This window comes from Roseateles sp., from assembly GCF_036404855.1.
In the GTDB taxonomy this organism is placed as follows: domain Bacteria; phylum Pseudomonadota; class Gammaproteobacteria; order Burkholderiales; family Burkholderiaceae_C; genus Pelomonas.
Window position 1 is genome coordinate 40,411 of sequence record NZ_DASWYS010000049.1, and the last position, 18,712, is coordinate 59,122.

The 18,712-nt window shown below is 67.5% G+C and carries 22 protein-coding genes and 1 riboswitch; of the genes, 13 read left to right on the forward strand and 9 right to left on the reverse strand.

Annotated elements, in window-relative coordinates:
- The first annotated feature begins 110 nt into the window (after positions 1 to 110).
- Both VGF12_RS03050 and VGF12_RS03055 read left to right on the forward strand, forming a co-directional pair.
- Positions 111 to 1,352, forward strand: a complete 1,242-nt coding sequence (locus VGF12_RS03050) for an MFS transporter (RefSeq protein ID WP_331174572.1) — start codon at positions 111 to 113, stop codon at positions 1,350 to 1,352.
- 164 nt (positions 1,353 to 1,516) lie between these two features.
- Positions 1,517 to 2,200, forward strand: a complete 684-nt coding sequence (locus tag VGF12_RS03055; protein WP_331174573.1) for a Crp/Fnr family transcriptional regulator — start codon at positions 1,517 to 1,519, stop codon at positions 2,198 to 2,200.
- On the opposite strand, the gene VGF12_RS03060 is transcribed toward VGF12_RS03055, so the two are convergent.
- The 3 genes from VGF12_RS03060 to VGF12_RS03070 are packed head-to-tail and all read right to left on the reverse strand — an operon-like array spanning position 2,197 to position 4,174.
- Complete coding sequence (locus VGF12_RS03060) at positions 2,197 to 3,120, reverse strand: tRNA dihydrouridine synthase (protein WP_331174594.1); 924 nt, start codon at positions 3,118 to 3,120, stop codon at positions 2,197 to 2,199. The two genes, VGF12_RS03055 and VGF12_RS03060, sit on opposite strands and share 4 nt — an antisense overlap.
- A 14-nt stretch (positions 3,121 to 3,134) precedes the next feature.
- Positions 3,135 to 3,629, reverse strand: a complete 495-nt coding sequence (locus tag VGF12_RS03065) for a M48 family metallopeptidase (protein WP_331174574.1) — start codon at positions 3,627 to 3,629, stop codon at positions 3,135 to 3,137.
- 53 nt (positions 3,630 to 3,682) lie between these two features.
- Positions 3,683 to 4,174: a 6,7-dimethyl-8-ribityllumazine synthase gene (locus VGF12_RS03070; RefSeq protein ID WP_331174575.1), complete on the reverse strand. Its 492-nt coding sequence runs from the start codon at positions 4,172 to 4,174 to the stop codon at positions 3,683 to 3,685.
- Between the two features lie 85 nt (positions 4,175 to 4,259).
- A riboswitch (FMN riboswitch) is annotated at positions 4,260 to 4,410 on the reverse strand.
- 55 nt (positions 4,411 to 4,465) lie between these two features.
- On the opposite strand from VGF12_RS03070, the gene VGF12_RS03075 reads away from it, so the two are divergent.
- The gene (locus VGF12_RS03075; RefSeq protein WP_331174576.1) at positions 4,466 to 4,744 is read left to right on the forward strand and encodes a 2Fe-2S iron-sulfur cluster-binding protein; all 279 of its coding nucleotides are present in this window, start codon (positions 4,466 to 4,468) and stop codon (positions 4,742 to 4,744) included.
- Here VGF12_RS03075 and VGF12_RS03080 read toward each other — a convergent pair.
- Positions 4,728 to 6,395, reverse strand: a complete 1,668-nt coding sequence (locus tag VGF12_RS03080) for a serine hydrolase domain-containing protein (RefSeq protein ID WP_331174577.1) — start codon at positions 6,393 to 6,395, stop codon at positions 4,728 to 4,730. The genes VGF12_RS03075 and VGF12_RS03080 overlap by 17 nt on opposite strands.
- A 237-nt stretch (positions 6,396 to 6,632) precedes the next feature.
- Between VGF12_RS03080 and VGF12_RS03085 the strand changes: the two genes are divergently transcribed.
- A complete protein-coding gene (locus tag VGF12_RS03085; RefSeq protein WP_331174578.1) occupies positions 6,633 to 7,223 on the forward strand; it encodes a 1-acyl-sn-glycerol-3-phosphate acyltransferase in 591 nt (196 codons plus the stop codon).
- Entirely contained in the window at positions 7,220 to 7,462 is a 243-nt protein-coding gene (locus tag VGF12_RS03090; protein WP_331174579.1) for a VF530 family protein, read from the forward strand. Before VGF12_RS03085 ends, VGF12_RS03090 begins: the two co-directional genes overlap by 4 nt.
- Positions 7,463 to 7,582: 120 nt before the next feature.
- Here the strand turns inward: VGF12_RS03090 and minE are convergent, their stop codons facing one another.
- Genes minE through minC form a run of 3 tightly spaced genes read right to left on the reverse strand, consistent with a single transcriptional unit; the run spans position 7,583 to position 9,549 of the window.
- Positions 7,583 to 7,840, reverse strand: a complete 258-nt coding sequence (gene minE / locus VGF12_RS03095) for a cell division topological specificity factor MinE (protein ID WP_331174580.1) — start codon at positions 7,838 to 7,840, stop codon at positions 7,583 to 7,585.
- 13 nt (positions 7,841 to 7,853) lie between these two features.
- On the reverse strand, positions 7,854 to 8,672 hold the full coding sequence (gene minD, locus VGF12_RS03100) for a septum site-determining protein MinD (RefSeq protein WP_331174581.1): 819 nt from the start codon (positions 8,670 to 8,672) through the stop codon (positions 7,854 to 7,856).
- Positions 8,673 to 8,712: 40 nt separating this feature from the next.
- Positions 8,713 to 9,549: a septum site-determining protein MinC gene (minC, locus tag VGF12_RS03105; protein ID WP_331174582.1), complete on the reverse strand. Its 837-nt coding sequence runs from the start codon at positions 9,547 to 9,549 to the stop codon at positions 8,713 to 8,715.
- 594 nt (positions 9,550 to 10,143) lie between these two features.
- Between minC and VGF12_RS03110 the strand changes: the two genes are divergently transcribed.
- The 5 genes from VGF12_RS03110 (at position 10,144) to VGF12_RS03130 (ending at position 14,350) form a co-directional block, all read left to right on the forward strand.
- Complete coding sequence (locus tag VGF12_RS03110; protein WP_331174583.1) at positions 10,144 to 10,326, forward strand: hypothetical protein; 183 nt, start codon at positions 10,144 to 10,146, stop codon at positions 10,324 to 10,326.
- 36 nt (positions 10,327 to 10,362) lie between these two features.
- Complete coding sequence (metG, locus tag VGF12_RS03115; RefSeq protein WP_331174584.1) at positions 10,363 to 12,408, forward strand: methionine--tRNA ligase; 2,046 nt, start codon at positions 10,363 to 10,365, stop codon at positions 12,406 to 12,408.
- A gap of 53 nt (positions 12,409 to 12,461) precedes the next feature.
- Positions 12,462 to 13,181: a YoaK family protein gene (locus tag VGF12_RS03120; RefSeq protein ID WP_331174585.1), complete on the forward strand. Its 720-nt coding sequence runs from the start codon at positions 12,462 to 12,464 to the stop codon at positions 13,179 to 13,181.
- A 29-nt stretch (positions 13,182 to 13,210) separates the two neighbouring features.
- Positions 13,211 to 13,408 carry a DUF3460 family protein gene (locus tag VGF12_RS03125; protein ID WP_331174586.1) on the forward strand — a complete coding sequence of 66 codons (198 nt, stop codon included), beginning with the start codon at positions 13,211 to 13,213 and terminating at the stop codon, positions 13,406 to 13,408.
- Positions 13,409 to 13,507: 99 nt separating this feature from the next.
- Entirely contained in the window at positions 13,508 to 14,350 is an 843-nt protein-coding gene (locus tag VGF12_RS03130; RefSeq protein WP_331174587.1) for a ScpA family protein, read from the forward strand.
- Positions 14,351 to 14,363: 13 nt separating this feature from the next.
- Here the strand turns inward: VGF12_RS03130 and VGF12_RS03135 are convergent, their stop codons facing one another.
- Positions 14,364 to 15,269, reverse strand: a complete 906-nt coding sequence (locus VGF12_RS03135; RefSeq protein WP_331174588.1) for a DUF808 domain-containing protein — start codon at positions 15,267 to 15,269, stop codon at positions 14,364 to 14,366.
- A 44-nt stretch (positions 15,270 to 15,313) separates the two neighbouring features.
- On the reverse strand, positions 15,314 to 15,769 hold the full coding sequence (locus VGF12_RS03140; RefSeq protein ID WP_331174589.1) for a MaoC family dehydratase: 456 nt from the start codon (positions 15,767 to 15,769) through the stop codon (positions 15,314 to 15,316).
- Between the two features lie 51 nt (positions 15,770 to 15,820).
- On the opposite strand from VGF12_RS03140, the gene VGF12_RS03145 reads away from it, so the two are divergent.
- The 3 genes from VGF12_RS03145 to VGF12_RS03155 form a co-directional block, all read left to right on the forward strand.
- On the forward strand, positions 15,821 to 16,477 hold the full coding sequence (locus tag VGF12_RS03145) for an NAD(P)H-dependent oxidoreductase (protein ID WP_331174590.1): 657 nt from the start codon (positions 15,821 to 15,823) through the stop codon (positions 16,475 to 16,477).
- Positions 16,474 to 18,321, forward strand: coding sequence for a glutathione-regulated potassium-efflux system protein KefC (gene kefC / locus VGF12_RS03150; protein ID WP_331174591.1), 1,848 nt, complete (start codon positions 16,474 to 16,476; stop codon positions 18,319 to 18,321). The genes VGF12_RS03145 and kefC overlap by 4 nt, the downstream gene beginning before the upstream one ends.
- A 31-nt stretch (positions 18,322 to 18,352) precedes the next feature.
- Positions 18,353 to 18,712 (forward strand): DUF1841 family protein (locus tag VGF12_RS03155; protein ID WP_331174592.1); only part of this gene is annotated, 360 nt, incomplete at its 3' end.

Consider the following 18,712-nt stretch of genomic DNA (forward strand, 5'->3'; position numbering starts at 1 on the left):
TTTGTTTAAGAAGAATTCGTTGAATCTGATTGAGCGTTTTGGTGGTTTTTACATCGAATGCGGATTCCTAAGCTGGCGGCCACGTTCAACTTGACCGCGAAAGTCCTGCCATGCACGCCACTCCCGCCGCCACTGCGGCGTCCGCCCCAACACCCGCCCGGCGACCCTGGGCGCTGTACGCGCTGACCGTCGGCGCCTTCGGCATCGGCACGACCGAGTTCGTCATCATGGGCCTGCTGCTGCAACTGGCTGGCGACCTGCAGGTCAGCCTCGCCGCGGCCGGCCTGCTGATTTCGGGCTATGCGCTGGGCGTGTTCGTCGGCGCGCCGCTGCTGACGGCCGCCACCAGCCGCGTGCCGCGCAAGACCGCACTGCTGGTGCTGATGGCCGTCTTCACGCTGGGCAACATCGCCTGCGCGGTGGCCCCCAGCTACTGGGTGCTGATGGCGGCACGCGTCGTGACGTCGCTGGCGCACGGCACCTTCTTCGGGGTGGGCGCCGTCGTAGCCACCAGCGTGGTGCCGGCCGACCGCAAGGCCTCGGCCATTTCGACGATGTTCACAGGCCTGACCGTGGCGACACTGCTGGGTGTGCCGGCTGGCGCGTGGCTGGGCCTGCACCACGGCTGGCGCGCGACCTTCTGGGCCGTCAGCGCCATCGGTCTCGTCGCGATGGCCGTCATCGCCCTCTTCGTGTCGGCGCGTGAGGCCGGCGCTGGCAGTGCCGTCTCCCTGCGCGAGGAGTTCAAGGTCCTGCGCCGCCCGCAGGTGCTGCTGGGCCTGGCCGCGACCGTGCTGGGCTTTGCCGGCGTCTTCGTGGTCTTCACCTATGTGCAGCCCCTGCTGACCCGCGTGAGTGGCTTCGGCGAGTCCGGCGTGTCGGCCATCCTGCTGGTGTTCGGCGTCGGCATGATCCTCGGCAACATCGTCGGCGGCCACTACGGCGATCGTGCGCCGGTGCGTGCGCTGCTCGGATCGCTGGCGGCGCTGGCCCTCGTGCTGACGCTGATGGGCTTCGTCATGCAAAGCCAGCCGGCCGCCGTGCTCTTCATCGGGCTGCTCGGCGCGGCGGGCTTCGCCACCGTCGCACCACTGCAGTTGCGTGTGCTGAGCAAGGCCGAGGGGGCGGGCCAGAGCATGGCGTCCAGCCTCAACATCGCGGCCTTCAATCTGGGGAACGCACTGGGCGCGTGGCTGGGCGGTGCGGCCATCGACCAGGGACTGGGCCTGGGCCGGCTGCCCTGGGTCGCCACGCTGCTGACCCTGGGCGGCCTGGCCGTGGCCTGGGCCAGCGTGCGGCTGGAGAGGGGGGGTGCCTCCCGGCCCGCCGCCACCTTGCCGGCGGGCTGCTGAACTGCCCAGCGGTCAGCGGCTCCACGATGCGGCGCATGCGGGCATCGGTTGGCGCGCAACAGCAGCCATAGACCTGGCCGTCGGTGACGTCGTTGTGCCACCAGCGCACGCGGGGCCGACGTCGCGTCGGCAAGCCGCTCCGTCGCCCCCATAAACTGCCCACCATGCTGGACATGCGGGCCTATCTGGAAGCGACACCCCTGGGTGCGCGGCTGACGCCGCCCGAGCTCCAGGAACTGCAGGCCCGTGCCGTGGAACGCAGCTTCGCCCGCGGCGCGCATCTGGTGGCGGTGGGGGCGGTGCCCACGCACTGGATCGGCATCATCGATGGCCTGGTATCCCTGTCGGTGACGCACGCGGATGGCGACCAGACCATGCTGGACGCCGTCGGTGACGGCGGCTGGTTCGGCGAAGGCACGCTGCTTAAAGGACTGGCCTGGCAGTTCGACGCAGTGGCCCTGCGAAAGACCCGCGCAGTGCTGATTCCGGTGGCGCAGTTCCGGCGCCTACGCGACACCAGCCTTGGCTTCAACCATTTCCTGCAGGACCTGCTGAACGCACGCCTGGGTGCGTTGATCGGCACAGCCATCTGCGCACGGCACGCCCCGCTGGAAGCGCGCGTCGCCCGCGCGGTGTCCGACCTGGCGCAGCGTGCGCCGTCGGGCGAAGCGCTGCTGCGGCTCTCGCAGGCGGAGGTGGCCCTGCTGGCTGGCACTTCGCGGCAGCGCGCCAACGTGGCGCTCAAGCGGCTGGCGGCGCAGGGGCTGGTCGACGTGGTGCGCGGGGGTATCCGGGTGCGCGACATCAAACGTCTGTCCGCGCTCAGCGCCGCGGAAGCGCCGGCCTAGCCGCCCGGCCGCGCGTCGAAGAGGCGTTGCGACAGCTCGTCGGCCGCATTGACGGTGCGCAGCTCGGCATAGGCGGCCTCCGCTTCGGGGTAGGCGCGCTTCAGGTAATGCAGCCACTGCTTGAGACGGCCGCCCTGATGCCGTGGGGCTACGGTGGCACGGACCTGCGCGAAAAAGATCTGCATCAGCGGCAGCAGTTGCTCCCAGGGCAGGCGCTCGCCGCGCGCGCCGGCCACGCGCAGCGCCAGGCCGGGGTCGGCCACCATGCCGCGGCCCAGCATCAGGTGCTCGCAGCCGCTGCGCTCGCGCGCCAGTTCGGCATGCTCCACGGTCCAGATCTCGCCATTGGCGATGATCGTGATCGGCACGGCCTCGCGCACTTCGGCAATCCGCTCCCAGTAGGCCGGCGGCTTGTAGCCATCGGCCTTGGTGCGAGCATGCACGACGATCTCCTGCGCGCCGGCCGCGTGGATGGCACGGGCGACGTCCAGCGTCCTGCTGGTATCCATGTAGCCCAGGCGCATCTTGGCTGAGACCATCACATCGGTCGGCACAGCGCGGCGCACCGCGGACACGATCTCGTGGATGAGCTCGGGCTCGTCCAGCAATACCGCGCCGCCACGATGGCGGTTCACGCACTTGGCGGGGCAGCCGAAGTTCAGGTCAATGCCCTCGGGCTTGAGCTGGGCCAGGCGCGCGGCGTTCTCGGCCAGGCAGCTGACGTCCGAGCCCAGCAGTTGGGGGTGCACCGGCACGCCGGCGGCCGTTCGGCCACCGTTCTTCAGCTCCGGCACGATGCGGGTGAAGACACGGCTGGGCAACAGCTGGTCGGTCACGCGAATGAACTCGGACACGCAGCGATCCACGCCGCCCACACGCGTCAGCACGTCGCGCAGGATGTGGTCCAGCAGCCCTTCCATGGGCGCCAACAGGATCACGCCGGGTTCTCCATGTTCATCAGATAGAGGCGCAGGTCGAACTCCAGCTGGAAGTAGTCCGGCTCCATGTGCTGGCACAACTGGTAGAAGGCCTTGTTGTGGTCCAGTTCACGCAGATGCGCCAGTTCGTGCACGACGATCATGTGCAGCAGCGCGGCCGGCGCCTCCCTGAACAAGGTGGCAACGCGGATCTCGCGGCGCGTCTTGAGCTTGGCACCTTGGACCTGCGTGCGGCGGGTGTGCGTGCCCAGCGCGTGCTGCAGCACACGCAGCTTGGCGTCGAAACCCACGTATTGCAGGGGGCCCGCATTGCGCATGTGGCGGTTCTTCAACGCCTGCACATAGTCGAACAAGGCCGAGTCGCTGCGCACCTCGTGCGCTTCGGGCAGTCGGCGGGCCAGGTGGCCGGCGAGGCGGCCGTCCAGGCGCAGCTGTTCGGCCTGGGCAATCAGTTCAGGGGGATAGCCGGCAAGGTAGCGGGCGGCAAGCATGGAGTCGGGTCAGAAGGCGCGGCGCCGGATCAGGCACCGCGCCGGGAGCGAGGTCAGGCGGACAGTGCGTTCAAGCTGTCCAGGCTCGCTATTGTCGCGAGGCAGGCGCGCGCTACTTCCTGGCCCTTGGTGGAGAAATGCTCGGCGAAGAAGCGTTTGTGCTCGCCATGCTCGTGGAAGTGGTGCGGCGTGAGCACGGCGGAGAAGACCGGCACGTCGGTTTCGAGCTGCACGTCCATCAACGCCTGGATGACGGCCTGCGCGACGAAGTCATGCCGATAGATGCCGCCGTCGACAACGAGCCCGCAAGCAATGATGGCGTCGAAGCGGCCCGTGCGCGCCAGGCGCTTGGCATGCAACGGGATCTCGAAGGCGCCGGGCACGTCGATGATGGTGATCTGCTCCACCGGGATTCGACATCGGTCGAACTCATGGCGGATGGCCGACACGGCCACGCCGACGATGTCCTTGTGCCAACTGGCAGCCAGGATGGCCACGCGTGGCACGCGAGACAGGTTGAAAGTGGGATTGAGGGGCTGATTCATGGTGTCCTCTTGAAAGACGGTGTGGCCAGAATCAGGGCAAGCGCACGCAGCAGCGGCGTGCTCCTTGCGCGAGCACGCCGACACGACGCGATCTCTTTCATCCGGACTATGACCGTCGGCCCTGGCATCGCACCAGGTCTGCTGACCCTTCGCTGCCGAGACGGCGAAGGCGCTCGCGGGCTCGTGCTTGCGCACATACCGCCGGTGGGGAATTCCGCCCCGCCCTGAGAACGCTGCCGATCTTGCGGATCGGCAGCTGCATCCTAGCGGGCAGCCGGCATGATGGCGGTCATGTCCGAGACATTCCGCGTCACGCTCCTGCCCGGCGGTGAGACCTTCACCGCTGCGGCCGACCAGCCCCTGTTGCTGGCCGGTCTGGCGGTCGGCATCGCCCTGCCCTGGTCCTGCCGCACGGGCACCTGCCGCACCTGCATCTCGCGCCTCGTCGCAGGCCGCGTCGAGCACCGCATCCCTTGGCCCGGCCTGTCACGCGAGGAGAAGGAGGACGGGTTCATCCTGCCGTGCGTCGCCGAGGCGCGCAGCGACGTCACGCTCAATTGCGGGCCATGACCAGTTGATTGCCGCCCTGGGTCAGCGTGACCGAGGCAGGCCGTCCTTCTTCGGCGCCGAAGTCCAGCTGGGCCCCGACCTGGGGCACGTGGGCACGGCGCGGCGTGCTGGCCATGAGCTCGAAGGCGGGCTGGCCCGGGGCCTGGCCTTGCAGCCGGCCCTGGGCGTCGATGAAGACCTTGATCGCGAACCGCGGCGAGCTGTAGTCGCCCACCAGCGCCTGCTTCTGCTCGGCGCTCAGCGCGATGAAGACGAGTTCCGGTGGCAGCTCGCCGCTGCGCACCCAACGCTCGGCGTCGTTTTCACCGTTGTTGAACAGGCGCAGGGCCACCACCTGGCCATCAGCGCTGCGCTCGAGCTGCAGCTCGCTCAGCGAGGCCGGGAAGGCGAAGCGGTTGTCGCCGATCGGAACCAGCGCAGCAGGAGCAGCGCCCATGCGCTGGCTTAGCAGCACGCCGTCCTTCAGCCGCAGGGTGCGGGTCTGCTTGTCCTCGCGGGCGTAGAGCCCCTCGGCGGCCTTGAGCTGCTCGGCCGGCACGGCCACCGGCTTGCGGTCGACAAAGGGCTCACCGATGGCGAAGGCAGCCAGCTTGCGCGACACCAGGTCCATCGCGAAGCCGGGGCCGTCACTGTTGCGCAACACGACGACCGTCGTCAGGCTCTGCGGCAGGTAGCTCAGCAGCGACGTGAAGCCATGAATGCCCCCGCCATGCGACAGCATGGGATGTCCGCGCAGCACGCCGGTACCGATGCCGAAGCCGTAGTGGTTGGCCTTGGCCACGCCCTCGGGCGTGGTCATGCCCTGATAGCTGCTCGGGCTGATGAGCTTGCCACCATGCAGGGCCAGATTCCAGCGCCACAGGCCCTCCGTGTTGGCGATCAGCGCACCTGCCGCGTGCGGCTGGGTCATGCTGAGCAGGCCAGCCGGTGCCACCTCGCGCTCGCCATTCAGCGTGTAGCCCTGGGCCATGCCCTTGAAGAGCTTGTCGCCCGCCTGGAAATGGACGCTGCTGACCTGCGCCGGCTTGAGCAGCAGCTCGTCGATGGCCTGGTGCCAGCTCTTGCCCGAGATGGCCTCGACGACGGCACCAACCAACACGTATCCCGAGTTGTTGTAGGCCCATTTCTCGCCCGGCGCGAAGTCCACCGGCTGGTCCTTGAACTCCTTGATCAGCTCGGCCGTGCCCAGGTCGCGCCTGATCGGGTTGCGCATGTAGCCCGGAAGGCCGGTGTAGCTCCTGACGCCGGAGGTGTGATTGAGCAGTTGCCGCAGCGTGATCCGGCCACCGTTTGGATAGTCAGGCAGGAACTTGGACAGCGGGTCTTCCAGAGCGGCCTTGCCGTCGTCGATCTGCCTGAGCAGGGCGGCGGCCGCGAACTGCTTGGTGACGGAGCCGATACGCATAAGCTGGTCGGGCTGCATGGGTACGCCCAGCTCGATGCTGGCCATGCCACGCGCACCCTTGTAGAGCAACTGATCGCCGCGCGCGACGAGGACGGTGACGCCGGGGCCGTCGCGTGCAATCTTTTGTTCGTCGAGCAGCCGGTCGGCGTAGGCCGCCATCGCGGCCGGCGTGGCGGGCTGTCCGGCCTGCGCCGAGGGAACGAGCAGGGCCAGCAGGACGGCGACGGGAATCTGGGGGTGACGCATGGGGTGGAAAGCGGAAGATGGGACGACGCGCAGCATCGCGGCCCCGCAGCAGCCGGACAAGCCGTGGTCCGACGGAATGCACGAACAAGGTCATGGGCTGCATCCGAGCCATCCACAGCGCCTGTGGACAAACCCGTGAACAGCCTGCGGGCGCATGCGCCAAGTCCTTGGTCATTCAGGACTTTTCTTAATCTGCCTCAGTTTCAGGCAGAGGGTCCGGACGGGACAATTGCGGACATGCACCGCACCATCTTCACGACGCCTGGCGTCAGCACGCTGCTGCGCGGCTTCTCGCTCGCCTGGCTGAAGCTGGCGGGCTGGACCGTGCAGGGCTCGTTGGCACCCGAGGCGCGCAAGAGCGTCTTCATCGCCGCCCCGCATACCAGCAACTGGGACCTGCCCTACACCTTGTTCGCCGCATTCGCGCTGCGCCTGACGCCCTACTGGATGGGCAAGGCCTCCATCTTCAGGTTTCCGTTCGGTGGGCTGATGCGCTATCTCGGCGGCATCCCGGTGGACCGCAGCAAGTCCAGCAACCTCGTCGCCGCGTCGGCCGAAGCGCTGCAGGCCGCCGACGGACCCGTGCAGCTCATCGTGCCTCCCGAGGGCACGCGCAGCAAGACCATCTACTGGAAGACCGGTTTCTACTGGATCGCCGTCACGGCCAAGCTGCCGATCGTCATGGCGCACATGGACTACCCGCGCAGACTCGTCGGCCTGGGGCCGCTGTTCACGCCGACGGGCGACGTCGATGCCGACATGGCCAGCATCAAGCGCTACTACGCCCAGTTCAAGGGCAAGAACTCAGACCAGTTCACGCACGAATGAACGGCAACAAGGATCCCCTGCACGGCCTCACGCTCGAGGCCATCGTGACCGCTCTGGTCGACTATTTCGGCTGGGCCGAACTGGGACGGCGCATCGCCATCAAGTGCTTCCAGGTCGACCCCAGCGTGGCGTCGAGCCTGAAGTTCCTGCGCAAGACGCCGTGGGCGCGTGCGAAGGTGGAGGGTCTCTACCTGTTCATGCGGCGCGAGCAGGCCCGCGCCGCCCAGTCCGAGAACTAGCCTCCTGCATCACGGTCCGAACGCCGGGAGCGCTGGCCGCCCCATCAAGGCGATATGCCTGCAGCTCAAGACTGCAAGTCCGGACTCGCCCGCATCCCGCGTGGCGAGGCGTGCAACGGACTATTTCGTCTCCGGCAACTCGATCTTCACCTCGAGCACCTCCAGGTCGCCCTGACGCTCCATGTGGACCTTGATGTCGTCGGGGTTGATCGAAACGTACTTGCTGATGACGGCCACCAGCTCCCGCTGCAGCTGGGGCAGGTAGTCAGGGCTGCTGCTGCGGCCGTTGCGCTCGTGCGCGAGGATGAGCTGCAGCCGCTCCTTGGCCACACTGGCGGAGCTCTTCTTTTCGCCGAGGAAGAAGTTCAGGAATCCCATCGCGAGGCTCCCTTCACTTGGCGCCGAAAACGCGCTTGAACCAGCCTTGCTTCACGGCTTCGGTAAAGCGCATGGGCTTGTCCTCGCCGAGGAACCGCGCGACGACGTCCTTGTACGCCTCGGCCACGTCGCTGCCCTGCATGTGGATGGCCGGAAGGCCCTGGTTGGACGCCTGCAGCACGCTCTCGCTCTCGGGGATGACGCCGATCAGTGGCGTGCGCAGGATCTCGTGGATGTCGTCCAGGCTCAGCATCTGGCCGCCTTCGACACGGTTGGGGTTGTAGCGCGTGATGAGCAAGTGCTCCTTCACAGGCTCACCGCCCTCGATGGCACGCTTGGTCTTGCTGCTGAGCATGCCGAGGATGCGATCGCTGTCGCGCACCGACGAGACCTCGGGATTGGTCACCACCAGCGCCTCGTCGGCGTAGTGCATGGCCATCAGCGCGCCGGTCTCGATGCCAGCCGGCGAGTCGCAGATGATGTAGTCGAACTCCATCTCCTTGAGCTCGTTCAGCACGCGTTCCACGCCCTCCTGCTTCAACGCGTCCTTGTCGCGCGTCTGCGAAGCGGCCAGGATGTAGAGCTTGTCGAGCTGCTTGTCCTTGATGAGCGCCTGGGTCAGCTTGATCTCGTCGTTGACGACGTTGATGAGGTCGTAGACCACGCGGCGCTCGACACCCATGATGAGGTCGAGGTTGCGCAGGCCCACGTCGAAATCGATGACGCAGGTCTTGAAGCCGCGCATCGCGAGGCCGGTAGCGAAACTCGCGCTGGTGGTGGTCTTGCCGACCCCGCCCTTGCCGGAGGTGACGACGACGATCTTGGTGGTCATCTGGGCTTTCCTGTTCGTTCAGTTCGATTCAATGGGCGATTCAGAAGGCGAGGGGCTGCATCAGCAACTTCTCGCCCTCGAGCAGGACCTGGGCCGGCTTGCCCGCCACATCGGCCGGCAAGGGGTTCTCGGTCGTGCGGTAGATGCCGGCAATGGACAGCAGCTCCGCCTCCAGGCTGTGGGCGTAGATGCGTGCCGATGTATCGCCGCGTGCGCCGGCAATGGCCTTGCCACGCAACGGCGCGTACACGTGCACGCTGCCATCGGCGATGACCTCGGCGCCATGGTTCACCAGGGCGAGCACGACGAGGTCGCCGCCCTTGGCGTAGATGCGCTGGCCGGACCGCAGCGGCTTGTCGACGACCAGCGTCGGCGCGGGGGCTGCGGGCTTCTCGATGATCTTCTCGACGATGACCTCGCGCACGACCTCGGTGGTGGGCGCCGATGATGGCGCCGCGCGTTCTGCTGCGGGCTCGTCGGCCGCGTCAGCCAGGCCCAGCTCATGCGCGAGCACCAGTTCCTCAGCGGTCGCTCCGGCCACGGCCACCGGCTGAAGCTGGCTGGCGCGGAGCATCTCGACGATCGCGCGCAGATCCACGGGCGCCGGGCCGTCCAGCGCCAGCGGCGCCTGGCCTTCGGTGGCGGACGTGGCTGCTGCGCGCGGCACGCTGCTCAGGTCGATGACGACAGGCTCATGCTCGAAGCCGCCCGCACCGGCGCGCTGGGCCCAGTCGGCGGCCAGCTCGGCCATGTCGGCGCTGTGCAGCACCAGGCCCAGCAGGCTGAAGCGGCGCGACTTCAACTCGAAAGTGCCGGTGCGCGAAGCACTCTTGCGCCCGCTGCCCTCCCGCGTGAATTCCGCCTTCGATTCCCCCATGTGCCCCGCTGCCGCCTCTTCAAAAGGCCGGGAGTTTAGCCGCCGCCCTCATTCCGCCCTCTCGGGGCTGCCCCCAAATGCAGCGCCTCAAAAACGGGCAGGGCAGCCCGTGGGACGGCCGATCAAGCACTTAGCGCCGCTGTCGTCAGCCGGCCCACAGACTTGTCCACAGCGAGCGGGGATAAACGTCGCAACGGTGTCATCCAGACCCGTGACATCCGTCGGTGTCGGCTTGACTTATCCCCAAATCTGGCAGGCGTCAAGCGTTTTGGACCCTGAGCGTTGAAACCGCCGCCACTTCAGCGGCACCAACCCTAAGTGGTTGATTCATATAGGCCACTCGGCACTGCTTAAAAATTCAGCAACCTAAGCGGAGCCGCATCACACAAGGGCTTGGCCGCGATGGGAGCAGGTTCTCCACAAAGTTTTCCACAGACTCGGTGGATAGCTTAAGGAAGTGTTACGCATCAGTGACTTAGAGGTGTTCTTTGAGGTGGTCTGTAGCTTTCGGTGCCAAGTAGGAGCGCATGCCGTGCAGGCCCGCGGGTTACATTGGACGATGCCCGCGTGTGCGGGAGCCCCAGGAGACCGCAGTTGGCCACACCGAATTACAGCTACGAGAAGCGCCAGCGCGAACTGGCGAAGAAGCGCAAGGCTGAAGAGAAGCGCCAGCGCAAGCTCAATGGCAAGCCGGCGGATGACAACAACGTCGCCGAGCCCGATGCCGAGACCCAGCCTGAAGCCGGAGACACCGGCCCCGCTGAGCCGCAAACCTAAAATCCTCTGTTTCCCCGCTCCGCCGCCCTCGTCTCCATGCCCCGCCAGCTTTTCGTCACCACTGCCCTGCCCTACGCGAACGCCGGTTTCCACATCGGCCACATCATGGAGTACACCCAGGCCGACATCTGGGTTCGCTACCAGCGCATGGCAGGCTCTGAGGTGCACTTCGTCTGTGCGGATGACGCCCACGGCGCGCCCATCATGATCGCGGCGCAGAAGGCCGGGAAGACACCTCAGGACTTCGTCGCCGGCATCGCTGCCGGCCGCCGGCAGTACCTTGACGGCTTTCACATCAGCTTCGACAACTGGCACTCCACCGACGGAGCCGAGAACCACGAGCTGTCCAAGGCCGTGTACCTGGCGTTGCGGCATAACGAGCTGATCACGACCAAGACCATCGAGCAGTTCTTCGATCCGGACAAGGCCATGTTCCTGCCGGACCGCTTCATCAAGGGCGAGTGTCCCAAGTGCGGCGCGAAGGATCAGTACGGCGACTCGTGCGAGGTCTGCGGCGCTGTCTATGCGCCGACCGAGCTGAAGAACCCCTACTCGGTGCTGTCGGGCGCGACGCCGGTGCTCAAGACCAGCGAGCACTACTTCTTCAAGCTGAGCGACCCGCGCTGCGTGGAGTTCCTGACTCAGTGGACCCAGGAGACCGGCCGCCTGCAGCCCGAAGTGCTGAACAAAATCCGTGAGTGGTTCGCCACTGACGACGATGGCAATAACAAGCTCAGCGACTGGGACATCAGCCGCGACGCCCCCTACTTCGGCATCGAGATCCCTGATGCGCCGGGCAAGTACTTCTACGTCTGGCTGGACGCGCCAGTGGGCTACCTGGCCTCGTTGAAGAACTATTTCGGCAAGATCGGCAAGGACTTCGACGCCTTCGTCGCCGACCCGGCCGTCGAGCAGGTCCACTTCATCGGCAAGGACATCGTCTATTTCCACACGCTGTTCTGGCCCGCGATGCTGCACTTCAGCGGTCGCAAGACGCCCAACCACGTCTTCGTGCACGGCTTCATGACCGTCAACGGCGGCGAGAAGATGAGCAAGAGCCGCGGCACCGGCCTGGACCCGCTGAAGTACCTCGGCCTCGGCTTGAACGCCGAATGGCTGCGCTACTACATTGCCGCCAAGCTCAACGCCAAGGTCGAGGACATCGACTTCAACCCCGAGGACTTCGCGGCCCGCGTCAACAGCGACCTGGTCGGCAAGTTCATCAACATCGCCTCGCGCGCTGCAGGCTTCCTGACCAAGCGCTTCGGCAGCACGCTCAGCGGCGACCTGGGCGTCGAGGGATCGGCACTGCTGGAGACACTGCGCGCGCACAGCGGCAACATCGCCGAGCTCTACGAGACCCGGGAGTTCGGCAAGGCCCTGCGCGAGATCATGGCGCTGGCGGACAAGGTCAACGAGTACGTCGACCAGCACAAGCCCTGGGAACTTGCCAAGCAGGAGGGCATGGACGCCGCACTGCACGACGTCTGCAGCGTCTGCATCGAGGCATTCCGACTGCTGACCATCTACCTCAAGCCGGTGCTGCCGGCCCTGAGCGCGCAGGTCGAGTCCTTCCTGAAGGTGGAGCCGCTGCAGTGGAGCGACAGCGCCCGCGCGCTGGGCGCCCACCAGATCGGCGCCTACCAGCACCTGATGCAGCGCGTGGACCTGGCCAAGGTGGAGCAGCTCTTCGAGGCCCCGCCGGCGCCGAAGGTCGTGCCCGGCGGCGAGGACATCGCTCCCGAGATCAAGATCGACGACTTCGCCAAGGTCGACCTGCGCATCGCGAAGATCGTGAAGGCCGAACATGTCGAGGGCTCGGACAAGCTGCTGCGCCTGACGCTGGACGCCGGCGAGGGCCGCACACGCAACGTCTTCAGTGGCATCAAGAGCGCCTACAGGCCCGAAGACCTGGAAGGCAAGCTGACCGTGCTCGTCGCCAACCTCGCGCCGCGCAAGATGAAGTTCGGTATCAGCGAGGGCATGGTGCTCGCCGCCAGCCACGCCGACGAGAAGGCTCATCCCGGTATCTTCGTGCTGGAGCCCCAGCCGGGCGCCCAGCCCGGGATGCGGGTGCGCTGACATCACGGCGGCCCCGAGAATCGGGCCCGTCGCAGCCCAATCCCGGAGCCGCCATGCCCCACCACTACGCACGCCGACTGCTGGCGAGCGAACGCACTGCCGAAGGCAACGCCCACCTCGGCTGGATGCTGGCGTTCGTGGCTGGCGCCACCAACGCCGGCGGCTTCCTGGCCGTCCAGCAGTACACGTCGCACATGACCGGCATGGTCTCGGCCGCAGCCGACGGCCTCGTGCTGGGCCAAACCCAGGCCCTGGTCACGGCTATCGGCGCGCTGCTGTCCTTCGGCGCTGGCGCGGCCTGCACCACGCTGCTCGTCAACTTCGGCCGCCAGCGCCAGGCGCACAGCACCTTCGCGCTGCCGCTGTTGCTGGAGGCGGCCTGCCTGCTGCTCTTCGGCCTGCTGGGCGCCTGGCTGGCCGGACTGCGCGCCCTCTTCATCCCGGCGGCAGTCGCGGTGCTGTGCTTCACGATGGGGCTGCAGAACGCGCTGATCACCAAGGTGTCGCGTGCCGAGATCCGCACCACCCACGTCACCGGCATCGTCACGGACCTGGGCATTGAGCTGGGCCGCAGGCTCTGCGGCGCCGGTGCCAATGCCACCCGGTTGCGCCTGCTCGGCGGCCTGCTGCTGTCCTTCGCCATCGGCGGCCTCGTGGGCGCCTGGGCCTTCAAGGTCATGGGCTATGCCGCGACGCTGCCGCTCGCCGCGGCGCTTGGCCTGCTCGGCGGTGTGCCAGCGCTGGACGACCTGGATCGGCTGCGCGCCCGATAAAATCCCGCGATTCGATTGAGAGACCCGCCATGCCGCTGTTCTGGAAGCCCTACAAGTCCGAAGTCACCCAATTCATCGACCAGCTCAAGGCCCAGCGCCCGACGCTGGAGGCCGAGCAGCGCGCCGGCCGTGCCCTGCTGTGGGACAAGGAGCAGGACCGCAGTGCCCAGGCCGGATTCAACCAGGCTCGCGTGCCGCAGAAGCCCTACGTCTACCAAACGGAGTAAGTTCACCCTGCCGGCTCTGCCGCCCCACGATGGGGAACTGTCCGCGGCCCGGCCAAGCCGGCTCCGCGGCAGTGGCTGGGTCGCTGACCCGATCTGTCGATGACCCCGGTCGCCACGAACGAGAACACTGAGATTTCGTCGGATCTGCCCGAAGCGGTGGATACCGTGGCCGTTGCTCGCCTGTACGGCGAGCCGCTGTTCCAGTTGCCCCTGGACCTCTACATCCCGCCGGACGCGCTGGAAGTCTTCCTTGAGGCCTTCCAGGGCCCGCTGGATCTGCTGCTGTACCTGATCCGCAAGCAGAACTTCAACATCCTCGACATCCCGCTGGCCGACGTGACGCGCCAGTACCTCAGCTATGTCGAGCAGATCCGCAAGCACAACCTCGAGCTGGCCAGCGAGTACCTGCTGATGGCCGCGATGCTGATCGAGATCAAGTCGCGCATGCTGCTGCCGCCCAAGAAGACCGAGGACGGCAAGGAGGCCGAGGACCCGCGTGCCGAGCTCGTGCGCCGCCTGCTGGAGTATGAGCAGATGAAGCTCGCCGCTGCCCGCCTGGACCGGCTGCCGCTGCTCGGCCGAGACTTCCTGCGCGCCCAGGTGCACATCGAGCAGTCGCTGACGCCGCGCTTCCCCGACGTCAATTCCGACGATCTGCGTGAAGCCTGGTTGGACATCCTCAAGCGCGCCAAGCTCAACCAGCACCACAAGATCAGCCGGGAGCAGCTGTCGGTGCGTGAACACATGAGCATCGTGCTGCGCCGGCTCCAGGGCCAGCGCTTCGTCGAATTCGAGAGACTTTTCGACGTCGACAAGGGGCAAGCGGTCCTCGTCGTCACCTTCATCGCGATGCTGGAACTCGCCAAGGAGCGGCTCCTGGAGATCACGCAGGCCGAGGCCTTCGCGCCGATTTACGTGCGGCTGGCCTACGCGCCGGCCTGATGCCTCTGCGGGCTCAACGCCCGCGCAGTCTCTGCACCGCCATCACACCGGCCAGCACCAGGGCGCCAGCGACGACACCCACCAGAGCGTTCGCGCCGTTTTCCAGCACCGCCGACAGCAGCCAGGCCTGGCCCGCGGCCAGATGGGCGATGGCATGGTGCAGCGGCGCGATGCCGTGCACGAGGATGCCGCCGCCGACCAGGAACATGGCCGCAGTGCCCAGCACGGACAGTGCCTTCATCAGCCGCGGCGCGGCGGCCAGGAGGAAGCCGCCTACCGCCCGGGCAGCAGCGCCCGCGCGCCGAGACAGCCACAGCCCGGCGTCGTCCATCTTCACGATGCCGGCCACCAGACCATAGACACCCACCGTCATCGCGATGGCCACGGCCACCAGCACGGCGAGCTGTGTCTGCAGCGGCTGGCTGGCCACCGTGCCCAACGCGATGACGATGATCTCGGCGGACAGGATGAAGTCGGTCCGGATCGCGCCCTTGACCTTGTCGCGCTCGAAGGCCGCCGCGTCGGCCCTGGGGCCGACGTTGGCCTGGACCAGCTCCTCGTGATGCGCCTCGTCTGCCTCGGCGCTGTGCAAGAACCTGTGCGCGAGCTTCTCGAAGCCCTCGAAGCACAGGTAAGCGCCGCCCAGCATCAGCAGCGGTGTGATGGCCCAGGGCGCGAAGGCCGAGATGGCAAGCGCCGCCGGCACCAGGATCGCTTTGTTCAGCAGCGAGCCCACGGCCACCGCCCAGACGACGGGCAGCTCGCGGTCGGCCTGGACGCCGGTGACCTGCTGGGCATTGAGGGCCAGATCGTCCCCCAGCACGCCGGCCGTCTTCTTGGCGGCGACCTTGGTCATCGTCGCCACGTCGTCGAGGATGGTGGCGATATCGTCGAGCAGGACGAGCAGGCTGGAGGCCATGGGAGCGAGGGTCGTTGGAATGGCCGCGATGCTATCCGGCTATGTCACCGGTAGTGGCGCGCCAGGCTCTCCGCGATGCACACCGGCTTTGCAGCCCCCTCGGCCTCGATGGCCACCTCCACCGTCAGCTGCATAGCGCCACCGGCCACCGAATCCATCGCCAGCAGCCGGAAGCCCGCGCGCAGCCGGCTGCCCACGGGTACGGGCGCCGTGAAGCGCACCTTGTTGAGGCCGTAGTTGACGACCATGCGCGTCTCGCGCACCGTGAAGCCAGTCTCGAAGAAGTACGGAATCAGCGACAGCGTCAGGAAGCCATGCGCGATCGGGGCGCCAAAGGGACCGGCCTTGGCGCGCTCGGGGTCGACGTGGATCCACTGCCGGTCCTCGGTGGCCTCGGCGAAAGCGCTCACGCGAGCCTGGTCGACGGTGATCCAGTCGCTGTGGCCAAGGGGCTGGCCGATCAGGGCCTGAAGGTCGGCGAGGGTCTCAAAGATACGCATTCGGGTGGACCAGATGGGAGCTGTCGTACGCTCACGTTAATCTAGGTCGCCATGCCAGACAGTAGCCCCCGCGACATCCTCGTCCTTGCAGCCCACCCGGACCTGGCCCGCTCCAACGTCACCCGCGCCCTGCTCGGCGCCCTGCGCGCCTCGCCCGCGACGGGCCGTATCGAGTTGCGCGACCTCTACCGCCTCTACCCGGACTTCCACATCCACGTCGATGCCGAGCAGCGCGCGCTTGCCTCGGCTCGGCTGGTCGTCATGCTCCATCCGATCTACTGGTACAGCATGCCGGCGCTGCAAAAGCTCTGGCTGGACGACGTGCTGCGCCTGGGCTGGGCCTACGGTCCCGGCGGCACGGCACTGAGCGGCAAGGACTTCTGGCTGGTCACCTCCACCGGCGGCGGCATGGAGAGCTACGCACCGGGCGGCCACAATCACCACCGAATGGACGAGTTCCTGCTGCCTTACGAGCAGTCCGTCAAGACCTGCGGCATGCGCTACCTGCCGCCGCAGGTCTTGCATGCCGCGCACCGCGCGAGCGACGCCGAGATCGGCGCCCATGCGCGACTGTTCGTGGAGCGACTGACGCGCTATCCCGAGTGGAGCCAGTCGCTGGCGGCGCCGGCGGTGGGGGATGAGCGTGAGGTGCCCCTGGACGAAAGGCCGCCGCTGTTTTCTTCCCTGGACGCAGGAGACGCCGAATGAGCCACGGCCAATGGCTGCTCCTGCCCCTGACCCTGCTGGCCGCCGCCGTGCTGGCCGTGCCGCTGGCGCGCTACCTGCGGCTGGGGGCCATCCTGGGTTACCTCGTCGCCGGCCTGCTGGTAGGGCCCGCCATGCTCGGGCTGGTCCCCCAGTCCAACGCCATCCCGGAGGTGGCCGAGCTGGGCGTCGTGCTGATGCTGTTCCTTGTTGGCCTGGAGCTGGAGCCCAAGCGGCTGTGGGCCATGCGACGCCCCATCTTCGGCTGGGGCAGCGTGCAGCTCCTGGGTTGCGCAGCGGCACTGACGGCCGTGGGCGTCGCAACAGGCCACCCCTGGCGGGTGTCGCTGGTCGTGGGCCTGGGGCTGGCGATGTCGTCGACGGCCGTCGCGCTGGCCGTGATGGCCGAGCGCAACCTTGGGCGCACGACCGGCGGCGAGAGCATCCTGTCCGTCGCACTGCTGCAGGACATCGCCGCCATCCCCGTGCTGGCACTGGTGCCGGTGCTGGCGCTCAGCGGTGCGCATGACGACGGCGATGGCCGCACCTGGCTGGCCGCGGCCAAGGCGGTGGGTGCCATCATCATCATCATCTTCGGCGGCCGGCTGTTGCTGCGCCCTGCGCTGCGCTGGATCGCCCACAGCAAGACGCCCGAGATATTCACGGCCGCTGCGCTGCTGCTGGTGCTGGGCACGGCGGCGCTGATGCAGCTGGTGGGCCTGTCGATGGCGCTGGGCGCCTTCTTGGCCGGCGTGCTGCTGGCCGAGAGCGAGTACCGCCGCGAGCTCGAGACCGACCTGGAGCCGTTCAAGGGTCTGCTGATGGGGCTGTTCTTCATCGCCGTGGGCATGGGGCTGGACCTGCGCGCCGTCGCCGCGCAGCCGCTGCTCGTGCTGACCACGCTGCTGGCGCTGCTGGCCTGCAAGACGATGGTGCTGGTCGCGATGTCCAAGCTCATGGGGATCCCACTGGCCGAGCGGCCGGCCTTCGTCATCCTGCTGGCCCCGGGGGGCGAGTTCGGCTTCGTCGTCTTCCAGCTGGCGCAGGGCGAGGGCATGCTCAGCGGCGCGCAGTACTCGGCGCTGGTCGCCGCCATCGCGATGTCGCTGGCGCTGACGCCGCTGCTGATGACGCTGGGGGACCGGCTGATGTCGCGCAAGCTGGCGCGGCTGGACCTCACCAAGAAGCGCGCCGAAGCCCCCCCAACGCCTTCACCCATCATCCTGGCCGGTTGCGGCCGCTATGGCCAGGTCATCGGCCGGCTGCTGCGCGCCAATGGGCTGCAGGCCACCGCGCTGGACCACGACGCCGAGGCCATCGAGAGCCTGCGGCGCTTCGGCTGGACGGTTTACTACGGCGACGTCACCCGGCTGGACCTGCTGCGCGGCGCGGGCGCGGAGACCGCGCGCATCCTCATCATCGCCATCGACGACATCGGCCAGAGCATCGAGCTGGTCAAGCTGGCGCGCGAGCATTTCCCGCAGCTCACCCTCGTCGCGCGCGCCCGCAACGTGCAGCACTACTACCAGCTGCGCGAGCTGGGCGTCACGCACGTCGAGCGCGAGACCTTCGAGTCGGCGCTGCTGAGCGCTCGCACCGTGCTGGAGCTGACCGGCATGGAGCCCGCCGCCGCCCGCCGCCAAGCCATGCGCTTCAAGCGCCACAACGTCGATCTGCTGGAGACGATGGTGCCACTGCAGCGCGACGAGGGCGCGTTGATCGCGGCTGCCAAGCGTGGCCTGCGGCAGTTCGAGCAGCTCATCGCGGCCGAACGCTCGGCCGAACAGGCCTACCGCGCGCAGCGGACCAGTTGGGACAGCAAGCAGGACACGGAACCCCGCGCCTGAAAGACCTCCCCCGGAGGGCGACAATCGGGCCATGTTCGCCCCGTCCCAGCTCGAAGTCCGGCGCTTCTTTTGCGCCACCTACCGCAAATGGCGCGACGGTGCGCCGCTGATCCCGATGGAGGCCATCGCCGCGGACTGGATCGCCGAGCACCCCGAGTACCACGACGATCTGGCCGACGAGGCCGCCGCGCTGGAGAGGGTCTACACGGTGGAAGAGGGCCGCACCAACCCCTTTCTGCACCTGTCCATGCACCTGACCATCACCGAGCAGCACGCCATCGACCAGCCCTCCGGCATCCGCCAGGCGGTGGACCTGCTCAGTGCCAAACGCAACTCGCGCCACGAGGCCCACCATGTGGCGATGGAGGCGCTGGGCGAGATGATCTGGGCG